Origin of the sequence: Cronobacter sp. JZ38, assembly GCF_008932145.1 — a bacterium.
Classification (GTDB): Bacteria; Pseudomonadota; Gammaproteobacteria; order Enterobacterales; family Enterobacteriaceae; genus Cronobacter; species Cronobacter muytjensii.
Map to the genome: position 1 here is coordinate 2,250,145 of NZ_CP017662.1, position 18,057 is coordinate 2,268,201.

Consider the following 18,057-nt stretch of genomic DNA (forward strand, 5'->3'; position numbering starts at 1 on the left):
ACATAACAGATGGTAATAACACTATAGAATTCTCTTAAATGTCCCGTACTGTCAAGAACGACGCGATTTTTAGAAGTCGTATGGCATGACGACCACCGGTACCAGAAAGCGGGGGTTATGCTGGGTGACTTTTTCAGACAGGACGTGGCTCAACTGAACTTATTTGACGAGAACGCCGGGGGCGAACAGCGAGGTGCTGATGTTACTTAAGGACAAACTTAACCAGCAGGGCAGAGGAACACTCTATTTTGCAGGGCAGTGTATTCAGCAGGCGTGGCAGATGAAACGCGAGATGCTGTCGCCGTGCTATACGACGCGACTCGCTGAGGCACCGATCGCGCGGGCATAGTAAAAGTGACGGTTTTCACGTATTAAATGCATTATAACGTCCGCTTTGAGCGAAGAGCAGAAGTTTGTCTTAACTGCCGTAATGTTGGGCTAACATTGGTGTATGATAATGAACCGTGAGTAGGCCAAAGCTTACTCAATGGGGAAGGCAACTACTATTAACAAACCTGGCGAGTAGTTATATGGAAAGATTTGAATGGATAACACGAGCTTTTGCAGAATCCAGCAATGTTCAGAAAAGCTTATTTCCTGATTTTGTAAATGTGGCTGATGAGCTTGCAGTGGAATGGGAAATTGCGCTCGAAGAAACTAATAACGAAATGTTAAGTGATGAACAGAAATTATCTATCAAGACATTTGATGATTATTTGTTATCAATTAGTGGGTTAGAAAATATTCAGTATTGGAATGATGATGCTCTTTGTTATAGCTCTGAATGGAATAAAATGAGGGAATTGGCAAAGATTATTTTAGATTCAATGGGGTGGGTTAATGAAGCTCCACCCGAGTGTAATGCAATATATATCAGTAACAAATAATAGTCATAGAGAGCCCAGTCCTTTTGACAGGAACCTGCTATCAGCCGCTACTCCTCAATCAAAATGCCAGTTCCCGTACTTAATCGTCAGCAGACCGCCGATAACGTAAAGCGCACCGGCGAGCAGGACAGAACAGGTTACTTTTCCCTCCCATTGGTCAGTTTACAGGAATATCGAATCAGAGACGCCTATATCGTAACCAATCAACCTTTCGTGACATACCGATTATTATCACATAAACAGAAGTGTAGGATGTCCGCTTCTGGCACATAGCAGACAGCAAGATTAGACACGTGTAATAGCTTCGTACCACTTGTTATAGCTGAGAACAATAGGTCAAACCGTGGGGCATATATGGGACACATGAGTGTCATAAATGCCCCAAACTTGTACATAAAGCGAACCGGTTGAGCGCTTAACAAAGCCCTTTCGGCCCAGAAAATACGGTAAATTTCCAAAATTCCACGCAATCCTTCCCTTATCGCCGATAACCACCGCTACCAGCCGGGTAGCGGCGCCATCGATTTCCGCGTGGCGTTCGACCAGCTCCGCGCCGACGGCTACGACGGCTATATCGTCTACGAGTGCCGCATCCGGGCTGACGATCCGGCACAGGCGTACCAGCAGTCTCTCGATTTCCTGCGTCAGTGTTAAGAGGCGGCGTGCGAAATGAGTGCTCATCAAGCCTCGCCACTACGGGTCGCCATTATCGGCGCCGGTCAGGTGGCGGATAATGTCCATGCCTCGTTTTACCGCACGCGCGAAGAGGTGCAAATGGTGGCTGTCTGCGACAGCCGCCCTGAACAGGCGCAGGCGTTCGCAGAACGCCACGCCATCAGGCACGTTTTCGCCGATGTCGCCACGCTGCTTGCTGACGCGCGCCCTGATGTGGTGAGCGTCTGTTCGCCAAACCGCTTTCATCATGAGCATGTGATGCAGGCGCTGGCCGCGGGCTGCCATGTGATGTGCGAAAAACCGCCCGCCATGACGCCCGCTCAGGCGGACGAGATGCGCCAAGCCGCGCGTCGCGCCGGAACCGTGCTGGCCTATGATTTTCATCACCGTTTTGCGCGCGATACCCAACTCCTGCGTGAACAGGTCGCACGCGGTGTGCTCGGTGACATCTATGTAACCAACGCCCGCGCGCTCAGGCGTTGCGGCGTTCCTGGGTGGGGCGTGTTTACCAATAAAGCGTTGCAGGGCGGCGGGCCGTTGATAGATATCGGTATTCATATGCTGGATGCCGCCTTATTTGTGCTCGGCTTTCCGCAGGTCTCGCGCGTCACCGCGCACACGTTCCAGAAGCTTGGCACGACCAAAAGCAGCGGCCAGTTTGGCCACTGGGATCCGCAGCGCTACACGGTAGAGGACGCGCTGTTCGCCACTCTGGAGTTTACGAACGGCGGCATTTTACGTCTCGAAACCTCCTTTGCGCTCAACATTGCGCCGCAGTCGTTGATGAACGTCGAGTTCTGCGGCGATAAAGCCGGCGCGACGCTGTTCCCGGCCCATATCTATCAGGATTGCGATGGCGAACTGCTGACGCTGATGCAGCGTGAAAAAGCCGATGAACGACGGCACCAGCGCAGCATGGAGGCGTTTCTCGACTGCGTGCAGGGCAAACCCGCGCCGATTGCCGACGGTGAACAGGGCTGGCAGATCCAGCGGCTGGTAGCCGCTATTTATCAGGCGGCAGAAACAGGGATGTGCGTTGAACTATGAATCCGTTAACTACGCTGGTCGAAGCGCGCTTTGACCCGCATTACCACAACAAATACGCCACGCTGATGGCCGCCGGTAACGGCGCGCTCGGCGTGCGCGCCACGCATGATGAAGCCTACGTCACCCAGACGCGCGGCATGTATCTCGCCGGGCTTTACCACCGGGCGGGCGAGGGCGAAACCACCGAACTGGTGAATTTGCCGGATCTGGTCGGCATGGAGATTGAACTGAATGGCGAGATATTCAGCCTGCTGAGCGGTGAGCTCCTGCGATATCACCGCGAACTCTGCTTTGCGAGCGGTGAACTGACGCGCGTGGTCGACTGGCGTTCAGCGCAGGGGTTGCGCTTTACAATAACAAGCTCGCGGTTTGTGTCGGCGCAGCGGCTGGGAGCGTTTTGCTCGCGGATAGCGATTACGCCGCATGACGGTTCAGCCACGATACGCGTCGCGACGGGCATCGACGCCACGCAAACCAACAGCGGTCGACAGCATCTGGCGGAGCGCGAACTGCGGGTATTTGACAACCGCTATTTGCAGGGGCGCTACCGCACGCTGGATAACCACTCTGACGTTACGCTGTGCTGCGCCTGCCAGGTAAGCCCGCAGGCGCAGGTGAGCTTTTCTGCTAAAAACCGGCGTCTGTTACAGCATACTCAGCAGACGATCGCCGCAGGCGAAAGCTTTACGCTGGAGAAGTGCGCCTGGGTCAGCGCAACGCTCGACGGGCCGGATGATAACGCCGCCGCGCAGTCGCTTATAAGACTGCGCGAATGCGCCGTCGCAGGCTACGACGCGCTGCTGGCGGAATCCTTACAAACCCGGCGCGCCTGGTGGCAGGGCGCGCGCGTTGAGGTCGAAAGCGACCGCGAGCAGGATCAGCAGGCGCTCGATTTCGCGCTCTATCACCTGCATGCCATGACGCCGCGTCACGACGAGCGCAGCAGCATCGCGGCGAAAGGACTGACCGGGGAAGGCTATAAGGGCCATGTATTCTGGGATACCGAAGTTTTCCTGTTGCCGTTTCATCTCCATACGGCGCCAGGCGTAGCGCGCCAGCTGCTGCGCTACCGCTGGCTGAATCTGGCGGGCGCGCATCGCAAGGCGGCGCGCTGCGGCTGGCAAGGCGCGCTGTTCCCGTGGGAGAGCGCACGCAGTGGCGATGAAGAGACGCCGGAATTCGCAGCCATCAATATCCGTACCGGACTGCGCCAGAAAGTCGCCTCTGCTGAAGCGGAGCATCATCTGGTGGCGGATATCGCCTGGGCAGTCGCTGCCTACGGGCAGGCGACGGGCGACGAGGCGTTTATGGCGCAGGAAGGCCGAGAACTGCTGGAGGAGACCGCGCGGTTCTGGCTCAGCCGGACGCAGACGGTGAACGGGCGGCTGGAGCTACACGATGTTATTGGCCCGGACGAATACACCGAGCACATCAACAATAACGCGTACACCAGCTATCTCGCGCATTACAACGTCGCCCTAGCGCTGGCCGCCCGCCGCCGTTCGGGCGGCCCGGACGACGGATTTATCGCGCAGTGCGAGGATTTTCTCGCGCGGCTCTTTCTGCCCATGCCGCGGCAGGACAGGGTTATCGCGCAGGATGACACCTTTTTCAGCAAGCCGACAATCGACCTGACGCGCTACCGGGCGCAAGCAGGCAGCCAGTCGGTGCTGCTGGATTATTCGCGCGCCGAAGTCAATGAGATGCAAATTCTCAAGCAGGCGGATGTCGTTATGCTGCTCTATATGCTGCCGTGGCGGTTCGACAGCGCTACCGTTGCCGCGAACCTCGACTACTACGAGCCGCGCACCATTCACGACTCCTCGCTGAGCAAGGCCATCCACGGCATCGTAGCCGCCCGCTGCGGGCGCAATGACGAGGCATACCGCTTCTGGCGCGCGGGTTGCGACATCGATCTCGGCGACGCCCCGCACAGCAGCGACGACGGCATTCACGCGGCGGCGGCCGGCGCTATCTGGCTTGGCGCGGTGCAAGGGTTCGCCGGTATCCGCATTGAAAAAGGCGAACTGTACGTGACGCCGTCACTTCCTCAGCACTGGACGCGGCTGACGTTCCCGTTCTGCTGGCGGGGCTGCCAGCTGAATATTGCGATGACGCACGACACGCTGACCCTTATCACCGACCGCGCCGTCACGCTGTTTATCGACGCGGCGGCGGTGGAGATAGACGGCAGAACGGTGTTTCACCTGACCGACCACGGCTGGCGCAAGGAGGCGATATGCAACCCGACGCGGTGATTTTCGATCTTGATGGCGTCATTACTGACACCGCCCATCTGCATTTTGTGGCGTGGCGTCAGGTAGCGGCGGACATAGGTATCAGCATTGACGAGACGTTTAACCAGCAGCTTAAGGGCATCAGTCGAATGGGATCGCTGGAGCGCATCCTTACCTTTGGCGGGAAGGACGGGCAGTTCAGCGCGGCGGAGAAAGCCGCGCTGGCCGCGCGCAAAAACGCGTGCTATGTCGACTCGCTGCGCTCGCTGACGCCACAGGCGGTGCTGCCGGGGATCGCTGAACTATTACCGGCATTGCGTGAAGCGAGCATCGGCATCGGGCTTGCCTCGGTATCGCTTAACGCGCCGGCGATTTTACGCGCGTTGGGGCTCGCCGACGCCTTCGATTTTTGCGCCGATGCCGCCCGGCTGACGCGCTCCAAGCCGGACCCGGAAATTTTTCTCGCCGCCTGCGCAGGGCTCGGCGTGCGTCCGGAACGCTGCATCGGCGTGGAGGACGCCCAGGCCGGTATCGACGCCATCAATGCCTGCGGGATGATCGCCGTCGGGATTGGCGCCTCGTTAAACGGGGCGCAGTTGCGGCTCGACGATACCGCGCAACTCACCTGGCCGCGGCTTCACGCACTCTGGAATCAACAACGGCGCGCCACGGCGCGCTGCCAATAAGGACAGCATATGGCTCAACTCTCTTTACAACATATTCAGAAGATTTATGACAACCAGGTTCACGTCGTTAAAGATTTCAACCTGGAGATTGCCGATAAAGAGTTTATCGTCTTCGTCGGGCCATCGGGCTGCGGCAAATCCACGACGCTGCGCATGATAGCCGGGCTGGAAGCGATCAGTGGCGGCGAACTGCTAATCGACGGCGTGCGTATGAACGACGTGCCCGCCAAGGCACGTAATATCGCGATGGTGTTCCAGAATTATGCGCTTTATCCACATATGACGGTCTATGACAACATGGCGTTCGGGCTAAAGATGCAGAAGGTCGCGCCTTCAATCATTGAAGAGCGCGTCGCCTGGGCGGCGCAAATCCTCGGGCTTAAGGAGTATCTGAAGCGTAAACCGGGGGCGCTGTCAGGCGGTCAGCGTCAGCGCGTGGCGCTCGGACGCGCTATCGTGCGCGAGGCGGGCGTGTTCCTGATGGACGAGCCGCTCTCTAACCTCGACGCGAAGCTGCGCGTTCAGATGCGCGCTGAAATCAGCAAGCTGCACCAGAAGCTCAATACCACCATGATTTACGTAACCCACGATCAAACCGAAGCCATGACAATGGCGACGCGGATTGTGATCATGAAAGACGGCATTGTGCAGCAGGTCGGCGCGCCGAAAGAGGTCTATAACCATCCGGCGAATATCTTTGTGGCCGGTTTTATCGGTTCGCCCGCCATGAATTTTATTCGCGGCGCGATCGACGGTGACTTCTTCGTCACCGAAACCCTGAAACTGCCGCTGCCGGTAAATAAAAGAGCGCAACTCAACGCCAGCGGTTGCCAGCGTAAAGCCGTGGTATTAGGCATTCGCCCGGAAGATATCCTCCCCGGCGCGTCAGGGGAAAATATGATTGAGGCGAAAATTACCGTTGCGGAATTAACCGGCGCGGAATTTATGCTCTATGTTACCGTCGGCGGGCACGAAATGGTGGTACGCGCCAGCGCGGATAAAGATTATCAGGCTGACCAGCGTATCCCGATCGCGTTTGATATGAATAAATGCCATTTCTTTGACAGCGAAACCGAAATCGCCATTGCCTGATTAAAACATGCACAAAATAAGCTCCGTTTAAGACGGAGCTTATTTTTTTGTCATGCCTGACTTTGTAATACATTTCGTCTGCCGTCTGGTTTTTCAGGGCGGTTTTTCCAGTATTTGTAGCTGCTACGATGAGTGGAAAAACCGGCATCCATAGCGCTGGCTGCATCTGCAACGGTGTCGTTCTGGTCAAGGACCAGTGGAGCGGATTCGCATTTAAATTCTGCGCTGAAACTTCTTATTTTTCCTGGGGCATCTGTCATGCTCTGAGTTGAGCGTATCGCCTCTGTTCAGATGGCTAAATTCAGTGTGCCACTACAAACGAAACGTTTTAATGAATGGCTTTCAGGATGAAAAAACTGGCTCAATAGTACAAGCGCACAGAGTATCAACATCGCAATGGTGGTCAGAGCAACTGTCCTGCGCAGGATGATGTCTGTTGACCTGGGGCGTTCCATAAAAAACTCCTTTTTGGTTGAATGCGATTCATGATATACAATTTAGTTAACGGAGTTAACAATATTATGTATCATGAGTCATCGCATCTTTAAAGGACCTAATCGATGGAACAGCAAGAAATACGATCTTTTCGCGCAACGCTTCGTGAAATGGTCAGAGAATTAGGTATGCTCAACCGAAAAGCGAGTGGGACTGAACTGTCACCCCTTCAGAGTCATATACTGATTGAACTCAGCAGACAGCCATATGGTTGTACTGAACTTGCCAAAAATCTTTGTGTTGAGAAAGCAAGCATGAGCCGGACGCTCCGGAGTCTTAGTGACGAGGGGTATCTGTTTAAAGAAAATGACACACACGATGGTAGAGCCTCGCGATTCAGGTTAAGCAAATCAGGCGAACGACTGCTTTGCGCACTTGAAGAAAATGCCGACAGATTTATCGTGGAAGCTCTTGCGTCGTCATCAAATGATGAAATTCAGCTTTTCCAGGAAATCATCAGGCGCTTTTCAGTCAGCTTAAGTAACGCACGTCGTCAACGTGAATCAGGGGTGATTTTCCGTAGACTGGAGCCTGCAGATAACTGCGCAATCGCAGAGATTATCCGTAACAGTTTTCGAGAGAATAAAATTGACCATCTTGAAGGCGTTAGCCTCCATGACCCTGAACTCGAGCGCCTGAGTGAAGCTTATAATCATCCGGGCTGCGGATATTGGGTTGTAGAAGCAAATGGACAAATAGTCGGAGGGGCTGGACTTTCGCCATTGCGCGGAGAAGAAGGCATTTGCGAAATGCAGAAGTTGTTTTTCAGAGGCGACGCACAAGGAATGGGACTAGGCAGGCGAATGATCGCGTTCATCATTTCTCAGGCTTCTGCAATGGGATACCACTCCTGTTATCTTGAAACCCTTGAAGAACTCAGGCGTGCAGTACGCCTCTACGAATCCTTTGGATTTAAGCATATTCCCGAGCGGCTTGGCGATACGGGCCATAATAGCTGTGGCATATACATGCTTAAGACACTGTAATGATGACGTTCTCTGTATGTCAGGGCCAGGCACAAACCTGACAGCGGGTTCAGGTACATGAATTCCCTTTGTGCCACTTGTTATAGCTGAGTATTGTGGGGCAATCTTAGGGGCATATATGGGGCATATGAGTGTTATAAATGCCCCAGATATGATATCGATCCGATTAAGCGTTTAACAAAGCCCCATCAGTTAAGGAAATACGGTAATTTCCCAAACCCCCCGCTATTTTCCCTTAACGGGAATAGCGACCGCTAACTCCGACAGCGCAATTGAAAATGCGATGGCCTGATTAAGACTGCAATTAATACGCTCCGCGTAAGACGAAGCTTATTTTCAGATGGGCGTGGTGGGAATTAATGTACGCGCCGGGATGGGCTTTCCGGCAATGCGGGCGAAAAGCAGCGCGCTGCTGATATCGCCTAATTGCTGTGTGGGGATATCGATGCCGCCAGGCGGCGGGTTGAGCAGGAAAGAGAGCGTTTCGTTGCTGTAGCCGACGACCGTCAGCGCCTGCGGGATAGCCAGATCGCGTTCGGCGGCGGCGCGGTAAAGGCTCATCAGCTTCAGGCTGTCGGTGGCAAACACCGCATCGGGCGGTTCGGGCATGGCGAGCAACTGTCGCGCCGCCGCCAGCGCGCTCTCCTGGGTATAGCCGCCATCCACGACCAGCGCAGGGTCGTCTGCACGCCGATGCTTTGCGAGGCTCGCGCGAAATCCGGCGAGCCGGTCGATGGAAACATGATAGTCGAGCGGGGCATGAAGGCAGGCGATGCGCTGGCATCCGCGGGCGATAAGCGTATCCGTCAGCGCGATGCTGTCATGGTAATTATCGGTATCGACGGAACAGATATGCTGATACTGGCCCACCACATTACCGATAACGACCACCGGAATACCGCACTCATCGAGCCTTGCAATAAACGATTCCTCCGCTGGCGAGCTCAGCATAATAATGCCTTTAATCATTTTCTGACGAATGCGTGTCAGGCATTTCTGTAAGTCATCTTCGCTATTACGCGACGTCTGGAGAATAACATCGAAGCCGGTTTCTTCGGCGCGCGCCATAATCGCGTGCAGCACTTCGGAGAAAAAAGGATTACCAGCCGTGGTTTTTGTCGACCGCGTGGAAATCACCATAATGGCGTCAAAGCCGGAAGAAGTCAGCGCACGCGCCAGTTTATTCGGCTGATACTGAAGTTCGTCGATGGCTTTTAACACCCGCTCGCGCGCCGCCTCGGAAATATTGGTCTGATTATTCAGTACGCGCGATACCGTCGATTTTGACACTTTCGCCACGCGGGCAATATCGTAAATGGTCGGGGACATTCGACCGTGCTCCATCACATCGCATCAGAAAATATCTTACTGAAGGCCCGGCGCACTGTCCATGCGGCGCGTTTTTGTAAATCGGCGTCAGTGGCGCTTGAATCGCCGCGTTTAAGCCTTACCTGTTACTATCAGAGGAAATCAACGCATCGGGCGCAGGGATATGATTAAACAACTTCAGAGTGAAATGCAGGCGCTGATGAACCGCAGCGTCGACCGCCATCTGCGGCTGGCCGTCACGGGGCTTAGCCGCAGCGGGAAAACCGCGTTCATCACCGCGCTGGTCAATCAACTGTTGTCAGTCAACAGCGGCGCGCGCCTGCCGCTCTTTTCGCCGGTGCGCGAAGAGCGCCTGCTCGGCGTGCGTCGCGTGCCGCAGCAGGATATGGGCGTCGCGCGCTTTACCTATGATGAAGGGCTGGCGCAGCTTTACGGCACGCCGCCCGCCTGGCCGACGCCGACGCGGGGCGTCAGCGAAATCCGCCTCGCGCTGCGCTACCGGTCGCGCGAGTCGCTGCTGCGCCACTTTAAAGATACCTCCACGCTGTGGCTCGATATCGTTGACTACCCTGGCGAATGGCTGCTGGATTTACCGATGCTCGCGCAGGATTACCTGAGCTGGTCGCGCCAGATGACGGGGCTGCTGCAAGGCGACCGCGCCGTCTGGGCGCAGCGCTGGCGCAGCCTGTGTGAAGGGCTCGATCCGCTGGCGCCGGGCGATGAAAAACGCCTCGCTGAGATTGCCGGGGCCTGGACCGATTACCTGATGCAGTGCAAACGCGAAGGGTTGCATTTTATCCAGCCGGGGCGCTTTGTACTGCCAGGCGATCTCGCGGGCGCGCCGGTGTTGCAGTTCTTTCCGTGGCCGGGCGTCGATGAGGCGGGCGAGACGAAACTCGCGCAGGCGGGCAAGCAGACGAACATCGGCATGTTGCGCGAGCGCTACAACTACTACTGCGAAAAAGTCGTCAAAGGCTTCTATCGCGAGCACTTTGTGCGCTTCGACCGTCAGATTGTGCTGGTGGACTGTCTCCAGCCGCTCAACAGCGGGCCGCAGGCGTTTAATGACATGCGCCTTGCGCTCACCCAACTGATGCAAAGCTTTCATTACGGGCAACGCACGCTGTTCCGGCGGCTCTTCTCGCCGGTTATCGATAAGCTGCTGTTCGCCGCCACCAAAGCGGATCACGTGACCCACGATCAGCATGCGAATCTGGTGTCGCTGCTCTCGCAACTGGTGCAGGAGGCGTGGCAGAACGCCGCGTTTGAAGGCGTAGAAATGGACTGCATGGGCATTGCCTCAATCCAGGCGACCGAAAGCGGGATGGTGGAGAGCCACGGCGAAAGCGTCCCGGCGCTGCGCGGCCACCGCTTAAGCGACGGCGCGCCGCTGACGGTTTACCCCGGCGACGTGCCCCCACGGCTGCCCGGCAGCGCGTTCTGGCAGCAGCAGGGCTTTCAGTTTGAGGCGTTTCGCCCGCGCGAGATGGAGGTTGACCGGCCATTACCGCACATCCGCCTGGACGCGGTGCTGGAGTTTTTAACAGGAGACAAACTGCGATGAGCGAGATCAAACCGCGCCGCAACTTTGACGAGCCGCTGCGCCCGGAAGCGGGCCCGACGCTTCGCGCCACCCAGGCGTTTGACGAGGCGCAGGCGCAGAAATTTATCCCGGTGGCCGAAGAGGAACTCCTGGCGCCCGACGCGCCTGAGCGCGTGGTGGAAAACGCCCTGAAACCGCGCCGCAGCCTCTGGCGGCGCATGGTCACCGCTGGCCTTGGCATCTTTGGCATCAGCGTGGTGGCCCAGGGCGCGCAGTGGGCGGCGAATGCCTGGCGCACCCATGACTGGATTGCGCTCGGCGGCTGTGTCGCGGGCGGGCTTATCGTGGCGGCGGGCGTCGGCGCGCTCGCGAGTGAGTGGCGCAGGCTGCATCGGCTGCGCGAACGCGCCGTGGAGCGCGACGAGGCGCGTGAACTGCTGGCGAGCCACGGGAGCGGAAAAGGGCGCGCGTTTTGCGAGAAGCTGGCGTGCCAGGCGGGGCTTACGCAGGGGCATCCGGCGCTGGCGCGCTGGCATGCCGCAATCCATGAAACCCACAGCGATCGTGAAGTGGTGACGCTCTACGCGCAGATTGTCCAGCCGGTGCTCGATCTCCAGGCCCGCAGCGCCATCAGCCGCTCGGCGGCGGAGTCGACGCTGATGATAGCGGTAAGCCCGCTGGCGCTGGTGGATATGGCGTTCATCGCCTGGCGCAACCTGCGGCTGGTGAACCGCATCGCGGCTATTTATGGCATTGAGCTTGGCTACTACAGCCGTATCCGTCTGTTTCGCCTGGTCCTGCTGAATATGGCGTTCGCGGGCGCGAGCGAGATGGTTCGTGAGGTCGGTCTGGACTGGATGTCACAGGATCTTGCCGCCCGCGTATCGGCCCGCGTGGCGCAGGGGCTGGGCGCGGGGCTGCTTACCGCGCGTCTTGGCGTAAAGGCGATGGAGTTGTGCCGTCCGCTCCCCTGGACCGGAGACGACAAGCCGCGCCTTGGCGATTTCCGCCGACAACTGCTGAGCGAAGTGAAAACCACGCTGCAAAAGCAGAAACGCGAACGCGAAGAGTAACCGCAACGGCGTCATGCCTGCTCAGGTTTACAGCATGGCGCCGCTTTTTACCGCACTCTGTCAATTTTTGTTGACAGACCACTCCCCCGGCTGCGGCAACTGAAGTATTATCTCGCCATTCATTAGCTCAATGCGTGAAGGTGCCGCCATGCGTCTTGAAGTGTTTTGTGAAGACCGCCTCGGTCTGACCCGTGAGTTGCTCGATCTTCTGGTGCTGCGCAGTATTGATTTGCGCGGTATTGAAATCGACCCTATCGGGCGAATCTATCTCAATTTTTCCACGCTGGAATTTAACGCCTTCAGCAGCCTGATGGCGGAAATCCGCCGCATTCCCGGCGTCACCGACGTGCGCACCGTGCCGTGGATGCCGTCCGAGCGCGAGCATCGTTCGCTGAGCGCGCTGCTTGAAGCGCTGCCGGAGCCGGTGTTCTCGGTGGATATGAAAAGCAAAATCGAGCTCGCCAACCCCGCCAGCTGCGCGCTGTTCGGGCAGAATGAAGCGCGCCTGCGTAACCATAACGCCGCCAGTCTTATCAGCGGGTTTAACTTCCAGCGCTGGCTTGAGAGCAGCCCGGCGGAGTCGCATACCGAACACGTGGTGATTAACGGCCAGGATTTCCTGCTCGAAATTACGCCGGTGCATCTCGACGAGGAGAGCGGCGCCAGCATGCTCACCGGAGCGGTCGTGATGCTGCGCTCTACTGTGCGGATGGGACGCCAGTTGCAGAATCTTACCAGCCAGGATCTGCACGCCTTCAGCCATATCATCGCCGTCAGTCCGCGCATGAAACAGGTCGTGGATCAGGCCCGTAAGCTTGCGATGCTGAACGCGCCGCTGCTTATCACCGGCGATACCGGCACCGGGAAAGATCTGCTGGCCCACGCCTGCCATCTGGCAAGCCCGCGCGCCGACAAGCCCTATCTGGCGCTGAACTGCGCGTCGATTCCGGAGGATGTGGTGGAAAGCGAGCTGTTCGGCCATGCGCCGGGCGCTTACGCCAACGCGCATGAAGGCAAAAAAGGGTTCTTTGAGCAGGCCAACGGCGGCTCGGTGCTGCTGGATGAAATTGGCGAGATGTCGCCGCGAATGCAGGCCAAATTGCTGCGTTTCCTGAACGACGGCACCTTCCGTCGCGTCGGCGAGGAGCATGAAGTGCACGTCGATGTGCGCGTCATCTGCGCGACGCAGAAAAACCTTGTCGAGCTGGTGCAAAAGGGCGCGTTTCGCGAAGATCTCTACTATCGCCTCAACGTACTGACGCTGAATTTGCCGCCGCTGCGCGACCGTCCGCAGGACATTATGCCGCTCACCGAAATGTTTGTCGCCCGCTTCGCCGATGAGCAGGGTGTGCCGCGCCCGAAGCTCGCCAGCGAGCTGGGCGGCGTATTAACCCGCTACGGCTGGCCGGGCAACGTGCGCCAGCTGAAAAACGCGATTTACCGCGCGCTGACCCAGCTCGACGGCTATGAACTGCGCCCGCAGGATATCCTGCTGCCGGATTTCGACGCCGCGGCGCTGCCGGTGGGGGAAGAGGCAATGGAAGGATCGCTGGACGATATCACCCGTCGCTTCGAACGCTCGGTGCTGACGCAGCTGTATCGCAGCTATCCGAGCACCCGTAAGCTTGCCAAACGGCTGGGTGTCTCGCACACCGCTATCGCCAATAAGCTGCGTGAATATGGCTTAAGCCAGCGCAAAGGCGAAGAGTAACGCCCATAAAAAAGCCTCCGCATGCGGAGGCTTTTTTTATGCGCGGCGCTTACGCTTTCAGCGCGTTGAGCGCGGCGTCATAGTTCGGCTCATGGGTGATTTCGTTCACCAGCTCGCTGAACACGACTTCATCATTCTCGTTCACTACCAGCACCGCGCGGGCGGTCAGGCCTTTCAGCGCGCCTTCGTCGATGCCAACGCCGTAATCGCTGGCGAACTGCGCGTTACGCAGGGTGGAGAGCGTAATGACATTGCTCAGGCCTTCCGCGCCGCAGAAGCGGGACTGCGCGAACGGCAGGTCAGCGGAGATACACAGCACGACGGTGTTTTCCATACCGGTCGCCAGCTGGTTGAACTTACGCACGGACGCGGCGCAGACGCCGGTATCGATGCTTGGGAAAATGTTCAGTACTTTACGCTTACCGGCAAACTGGCTCAGTGAGACGTCAGACAGATCTTTTGCCACCAGGCTGAACGGTGCCGCTTTGCTGCCCGCCTGCGGGATCTGACCGACCACGGAAACCGGATTGCCCTGGAAATAGACGATTTGTGACATAGTTATCTTCCTGTTTACATATAGTTAACGTCGCCGCTAGTGTATGTGATCACAGGGGCGATGAATATAAAAAACTGTCCCGGCAGGCTAACTTTCCAGTCGCTATACTGAGGCAAAGCCCGTTGCGAGGAAAATAATGAGAAGCGTAAAAGTGTATCAGGAAGCCTGGCCGCTCCATTCGCCGTTTGTGATTGCCCGCGGCAGCCGCAGTGAAGCGGTGGTGGTCGTGGTGGAGCTGGAAGAAGAGGGCATGCGCGCCGTGGGCGAATGCACGCCATACCCGCGCTATGGCGAGAGCGTCGCCTCGGTGATGGCGCAGATCATGACGGTCGTCCCGCAGCTCGAAACCGGGCTTGATCGCGCCGCGCTGCAGCGGCTGCTGCCCGCTGGCGCCGCCCGCAACGCCATTGACTGCGCGCTCTGGGATCTTGAAGCCCGCCGCGCAGGCGAGACGCTGGACGCGCATTTGCAGGTGACGCTGCCCGGCCAGCACACCACCGCGCAAACGGTCATTATCGGCGCGCCGGAGCAGATGGCGGTGAACGCCGCGTTGCTCTGGGAAAAGGGCGCGCGGCTTTTGAAAATCAAACTCGACGATACTTTTATTACTGAGCGGATGGTCGCCATTCGTGAAGCGGTGCCGGAGGCGACGCTGATTGTCGATGCTAACGAGTCCTGGCACGCGGAAGGGCTGGCGGCGCGTTGTCAGCTGCTGGCGGATCTCGGCGTCCAGATGCTGGAGCAGCCGCTGCCCGCCTCGGATGACCGCGCGCTCGAAAACTTTATCCACCCGCTGCCCATTTGCGCCGATGAGAGCTGCCACGCGCGCGGCAGTCTCAAAACTCTCGCCGGCCGTTACGAGATGATTAACATCAAGCTTGATAAAACCGGCGGGCTGACCGAGGCGCTGGCGCTGGCGCGTCAGGCGGCGGATGACGGGTTCGGGGTCATGCTGGGCTGTATGCTCTGCACCTCGCGCGCCATCAGCGCCGCGCTGCCGCTCATCCCGCAGGCGCGTTTTACCGATCTCGACGGCCCCACCTGGCTTGCGGTGGATGTCGAGCCCGCCTTACGTTTCACGCCCGGCCAGCTTTATCTCCACCCCGACGCGGCGCCTCAGGTTTCATCATCGTAATGCAATAGCGCGGTCATCGCCGCCAGATAGCGTTCGGTGGCGTCGTCGGCGGAGATGGACGGAAACTCGGCGGTGATGCAGGCAAGCCCGATATCCGCGCACCAGCTGCCGAACGAGCCGGGCGTTTCATAGCCGACGCTGGTGACGTGCGGCAGCCCGAAAGCCCCGGCGAGCCACTGACCAAGCCGCGTCTGCTGCGGATCTTCAATACAGCCGAGCGGATCGTGAAACGACACCACCCACGCAGGCTTCAGCTGGTGAATTAACTGACACAACGCGGCGGTTTCCGGCTCTGAGCCCGGTTTTTCGCCGGTGGAGAGCGTGACATCGCGCGTCTCGGCAGCGCTGTTCCAGCGATAAACCGTATCGCCCGGCTGCCAGTTCGCGGCCGGGAAATTGCGGTTGAGATCGACGCCGCGCGCATTGGCGCGCAGGCCGAGCTGACAGCCATCCGGGTTAACCGCCAGCACCACATGATGCCGTCGGTGCGTAGGCGCAAGCGTGCGCAGCGCGCAGGAGAGCGTCACCAGCGCCGCGTTCTCATCGCCGTGCGTGCCGGCGATAATCAGCCCCGGCGCGCGCTGCGCCTCCGGGGCCGGAAACCAGAGCAGCGGCGCGCCTAGCGCCGATTCGCCATAACGCCTGGCGTCGTCAGATAAAGCGCCGCGTTGCGCGCGGGGTCTAAGCGTGGTCATAACCGGGCCGCCATTGAAGGAAGATAAAAGGAGTGTTGTCGACAACGGACTGAAATTCAACAGCCTGACGGCAAAAGGCGCGTGGCCTGTTATTCGCGCAGGCGGGCAGTAACACGTTGATCTGACGCAGGGTTAGCCCGCAAAATCCGGGACAGTGGTTTGCAATTTATATTCATCCAACAAATAATTCCCCGACAGCGCGCCCGGAAAGAGCGGTTCGGCGCCAGACTAAAGAGAACGAGGACCTCATGAAAATTCCTGTAAGCATCACCTTAAGCGCATTATGGGTCGCAACCGCGCTGACCGGCGCGTTTGCGGCCGACGTGCCGCCCGGTACGGCGCTCGCCGAACATCAGACGCTGGTACGCCATCTGAAAGATGAACCTGCCTCGCTGGATCCGGCGAAAGCGGTAGGGTTGCCGGAAATTCAGGTGCTGCGCGATCTCTTCGAAGGCCTGGTGAATCAGAACAGCAAGGGCGAACTGGTGCCGGGCGTCGCCACCGAATGGCAGACACACGATAACCGCATCTGGACGTTTAAGCTTCGCGACAATGCCCGCTGGTCTGACGGCACGCCGGTGACGGCACAGGATTTTGTCTACAGCTGGCAGCGTATGGTGGATCCGAAAACCACCTCGCCGTTCGCCTGGTTCTTCGCGCTGGCCGGCATGGCGCACGCGCAGGACATCATCGACGGCAAGCAGCCGCCCGCGACGCTTGGCGTCAGCGCCGTGGACGCGCGCACGCTGAAGGTCACGCTTGATAAACCGCTGCCCTGGTTCCCGAGCCTCGCGGCCAACGTGGCGCTCTATCCGGTGCAGAAAGCGAACGTTGCGCAGGGCGGCGACTGGACTCGCCCCGGCAAGCTGGTGGGCAACGGCGCATTCGTGCTCAAAGACCGCGTGGTGAACGAAAAGCTGGTGCTGTCGCCGAACAGCCACTACTGGGATAACGCGAAAACGGTGCTGACGCAGGTCACCTTTTTACCGGTGAATCAGGAATCTGCAGCGACCAAACGCTATCTGGCGAATGATATCGACATCACCGAATCCTTCCCGAAAAACCTCTATCAGAAGCTGAAAAAAGAGATCCCAGACCAGGTCTTTACGCCGCCGCAGCTCGGCACCTATTACTACGCCTTTAACACCCGCAAAGGGCCTACGGCGGACGCCCGCGTTCGTCTTGCGCTCAGCATGACCATCGACCGCCGCGTCATGGCGGAAAAAGTGCTCGGCACCGGGGAAAAACCGGCCTGGCGCTTTACGCCGGATGTGACCGCAGGCTTTACGCCCGTGCCGTCAGAGTGGGAACAGATGAGCCAGCAGGAGCTGAACGCGCAGGCGAAAACGCTGTTGCAGGCGGCCGGGTACGGCCCGTCGCGCCCGCTGAACCTGACGCTGCTCTATAACACGTCGGAAAACCATCAGAAGATTGCCATCGCGGTGGCCTCGATGTGGAAAAAAAATCTTGGCGTGGAGGTGAAGCTCAAAAATCAGGAGTGGAAAACGTATATCGACAGCCGCAACACCGGCAATTTCGATGTGATCCGCGCCTCGTGGGTGGGCGACTATAACGAGCCGTCGACGTTTCTTTCACTGTTAAGCTCGACCCACAGCGGCAATATTTCGCGCTTTAACAATGCGGATTACGACAAAGTGCTGCAACAGGCCGCGCAGGAGACCTCCGTGAAAGCGCGTAACGACGACTACAACAGCGCCGAGCGAATCATCGCCACGCAGGCGCCCATCGCGCCGATTTATCAGTATACCAATGGCCGGTTAATTAAGCCGTGGCTGAAAGGGTATCCAATTGATAACCCTGAAGATGTCGCTTACAGCCGCACCATGTATATCCTCAAACATTAACGCGTTCTTGATGAAAACCGGCGCCTGCATTGCGCGGGGCCGGAA

Annotated in this window: 14 protein-coding genes and 3 pseudogenes; 13 read left to right on the forward strand and 4 right to left on the reverse strand. The window is 58.0% G+C overall.

What is annotated here, in order from left to right; translation table 11 throughout:
* Nucleotides 1-45: 45 nt before the first annotated feature.
* From BJP61_RS10705 to ugpC, 7 genes and pseudogenes are all read left to right on the forward strand, one after another.
* Nucleotides 46-349: pseudogene (locus BJP61_RS10705) on the forward strand (DUF4113 domain-containing protein); the annotation flags it as partial.
* A 181-nt stretch (nucleotides 350-530) separates the two neighbouring features.
* Nucleotides 531-887 carry a hypothetical protein gene (locus BJP61_RS10710; RefSeq protein WP_171998299.1) on the forward strand — a complete coding sequence of 119 codons (357 nt, stop codon included), beginning with the start codon at nucleotides 531-533 and terminating at the stop codon, nucleotides 885-887.
* 480 nt (nucleotides 888-1,367) lie between these two features.
* Nucleotides 1,368-1,541, forward strand: a pseudogene (locus tag BJP61_RS10715) (TIM barrel protein); the annotation flags it as partial.
* 15 nt (nucleotides 1,542-1,556) lie between these two features.
* On the forward strand, nucleotides 1,557-2,609 hold the full coding sequence (locus tag BJP61_RS10720) for a Gfo/Idh/MocA family oxidoreductase (RefSeq protein WP_075193222.1): 1,053 nt from the start codon (nucleotides 1,557-1,559) through the stop codon (nucleotides 2,607-2,609).
* Entirely contained in the window at nucleotides 2,606-4,867 is a 2,262-nt protein-coding gene (locus BJP61_RS10725; RefSeq protein ID WP_171998300.1) for a glycoside hydrolase family 65 protein, read from the forward strand. The genes BJP61_RS10720 and BJP61_RS10725 overlap by 4 nt, the downstream gene beginning before the upstream one ends.
* Nucleotides 4,849-5,532 (forward strand): beta-phosphoglucomutase, encoded by a 684-nt coding sequence (gene pgmB, locus BJP61_RS10730; protein WP_038862705.1) that lies wholly within the window; start codon nucleotides 4,849-4,851, stop codon nucleotides 5,530-5,532. Before BJP61_RS10725 ends, pgmB begins: the two co-directional genes overlap by 19 nt.
* A gap of 9 nt (nucleotides 5,533-5,541) precedes the next feature.
* The gene (ugpC, locus tag BJP61_RS10735; RefSeq protein ID WP_075193219.1) at nucleotides 5,542-6,624 is read left to right on the forward strand and encodes a sn-glycerol-3-phosphate ABC transporter ATP-binding protein UgpC; all 1,083 of its coding nucleotides are present in this window, start codon (nucleotides 5,542-5,544) and stop codon (nucleotides 6,622-6,624) included.
* Between the two features lie 56 nt (nucleotides 6,625-6,680).
* Here the strand turns inward: ugpC and BJP61_RS10740 are convergent.
* Nucleotides 6,681-6,884, reverse strand: a pseudogene (locus BJP61_RS10740) (hypothetical protein); the annotation flags it as partial.
* A 300-nt stretch (nucleotides 6,885-7,184) separates the two neighbouring features.
* Here BJP61_RS10740 and BJP61_RS10745 point away from each other — a divergent pair.
* Nucleotides 7,185-8,105, forward strand: coding sequence for a bifunctional helix-turn-helix transcriptional regulator/GNAT family N-acetyltransferase (locus BJP61_RS10745; RefSeq protein ID WP_171998301.1), 921 nt, complete (start codon nucleotides 7,185-7,187; stop codon nucleotides 8,103-8,105).
* Nucleotides 8,106-8,441: 336 nt separating this feature from the next.
* On the opposite strand, the gene BJP61_RS10750 is transcribed toward BJP61_RS10745, so the two are convergent.
* Nucleotides 8,442-9,434, reverse strand: coding sequence for a LacI family DNA-binding transcriptional regulator (locus BJP61_RS10750; RefSeq protein WP_075193217.1), 993 nt, complete (start codon nucleotides 9,432-9,434; stop codon nucleotides 8,442-8,444).
* A 166-nt stretch (nucleotides 9,435-9,600) separates the two neighbouring features.
* Between BJP61_RS10750 and BJP61_RS10755 the strand changes: the two genes are divergently transcribed.
* The 3 genes from BJP61_RS10755 to tyrR all read left to right on the forward strand — a co-directional run bounded on the left by BJP61_RS10755 (nucleotide 9,601) and on the right by tyrR (nucleotide 13,761).
* Nucleotides 9,601-10,998, forward strand: a complete 1,398-nt coding sequence (locus tag BJP61_RS10755) for a YcjX family protein (RefSeq protein WP_108695671.1) — start codon at nucleotides 9,601-9,603, stop codon at nucleotides 10,996-10,998.
* On the forward strand, nucleotides 10,995-12,050 hold the full coding sequence (locus BJP61_RS10760; RefSeq protein WP_171998302.1) for a YcjF family protein: 1,056 nt from the start codon (nucleotides 10,995-10,997) through the stop codon (nucleotides 12,048-12,050). The genes BJP61_RS10755 and BJP61_RS10760 overlap by 4 nt, the downstream gene beginning before the upstream one ends.
* Nucleotides 12,051-12,198: 148 nt before the next feature.
* Entirely contained in the window at nucleotides 12,199-13,761 is a 1,563-nt protein-coding gene (gene tyrR / locus BJP61_RS10765) for a transcriptional regulator TyrR (protein WP_171998303.1), read from the forward strand.
* Between the two features lie 49 nt (nucleotides 13,762-13,810).
* Here tyrR and tpx read toward each other — a convergent pair whose 3' ends face one another.
* Nucleotides 13,811-14,317, reverse strand: a complete 507-nt coding sequence (tpx, locus tag BJP61_RS10770) for a thiol peroxidase (protein ID WP_038862722.1) — start codon at nucleotides 14,315-14,317, stop codon at nucleotides 13,811-13,813.
* A 136-nt stretch (nucleotides 14,318-14,453) separates the two neighbouring features.
* On the opposite strand from tpx, the gene ycjG reads away from it, so the two are divergent.
* Entirely contained in the window at nucleotides 14,454-15,452 is a 999-nt protein-coding gene (gene ycjG / locus BJP61_RS10775; RefSeq protein ID WP_171998304.1) for an L-Ala-D/L-Glu epimerase, read from the forward strand.
* Here ycjG and mpaA read toward each other — a convergent pair.
* Entirely contained in the window at nucleotides 15,434-16,147 is a 714-nt protein-coding gene (gene mpaA / locus BJP61_RS10780) for a murein tripeptide amidase MpaA (protein ID WP_171998305.1), read from the reverse strand. The genes ycjG and mpaA overlap by 19 nt on opposite strands.
* A 248-nt stretch (nucleotides 16,148-16,395) precedes the next feature.
* Between mpaA and BJP61_RS10785 the strand changes: the two genes are divergently transcribed.
* Entirely contained in the window at nucleotides 16,396-18,012 is a 1,617-nt protein-coding gene (locus BJP61_RS10785; RefSeq protein ID WP_075193212.1) for an ABC transporter substrate-binding protein, read from the forward strand.
* Nucleotides 18,013-18,057: the final 45 nt, after the last annotated feature.

Bases quoted from the DNA above. Each gene is read 5' to 3' on its own strand.
- BJP61_RS10710 (WP_171998299.1), top strand. From the start codon at position 531: ATGGAAAGATTTGAATGGATAACACGAGCTTTTGCAGAATCCAGCAAT.
- BJP61_RS10720 (WP_075193222.1), top strand. From the start codon at position 1,557: ATGAGTGCTCATCAAGCCTCGCCACTACGGGTCGCCATTATCGGCGCC.
- BJP61_RS10725 (WP_171998300.1), top strand. From the start codon at position 2,606: ATGAATCCGTTAACTACGCTGGTCGAAGCGCGCTTTGACCCGCATTAC.
- pgmB (WP_038862705.1), top strand. From the start codon at position 4,849: ATGCAACCCGACGCGGTGATTTTCGATCTTGATGGCGTCATTACTGAC.
- ugpC (WP_075193219.1), top strand. From the start codon at position 5,542: ATGGCTCAACTCTCTTTACAACATATTCAGAAGATTTATGACAACCAG.
- BJP61_RS10745 (WP_171998301.1), top strand. From the start codon at position 7,185: ATGGAACAGCAAGAAATACGATCTTTTCGCGCAACGCTTCGTGAAATG.
- BJP61_RS10750 (WP_075193217.1), bottom strand. From the start codon at position 9,434: ATGTCCCCGACCATTTACGATATTGCCCGCGTGGCGAAAGTGTCAAAA.
- BJP61_RS10760 (WP_171998302.1), top strand. From the start codon at position 10,995: ATGAGCGAGATCAAACCGCGCCGCAACTTTGACGAGCCGCTGCGCCCG.
- tyrR (WP_171998303.1), top strand. From the start codon at position 12,199: ATGCGTCTTGAAGTGTTTTGTGAAGACCGCCTCGGTCTGACCCGTGAG.
- tpx (WP_038862722.1), bottom strand. From the start codon at position 14,317: ATGTCACAAATCGTCTATTTCCAGGGCAATCCGGTTTCCGTGGTCGGT.
- ycjG (WP_171998304.1), top strand. From the start codon at position 14,454: ATGAGAAGCGTAAAAGTGTATCAGGAAGCCTGGCCGCTCCATTCGCCG.
- mpaA (WP_171998305.1), bottom strand. From the start codon at position 16,147: ATGACCACGCTTAGACCCCGCGCGCAACGCGGCGCTTTATCTGACGAC.
- BJP61_RS10785 (WP_075193212.1), top strand. From the start codon at position 16,396: ATGAAAATTCCTGTAAGCATCACCTTAAGCGCATTATGGGTCGCAACC.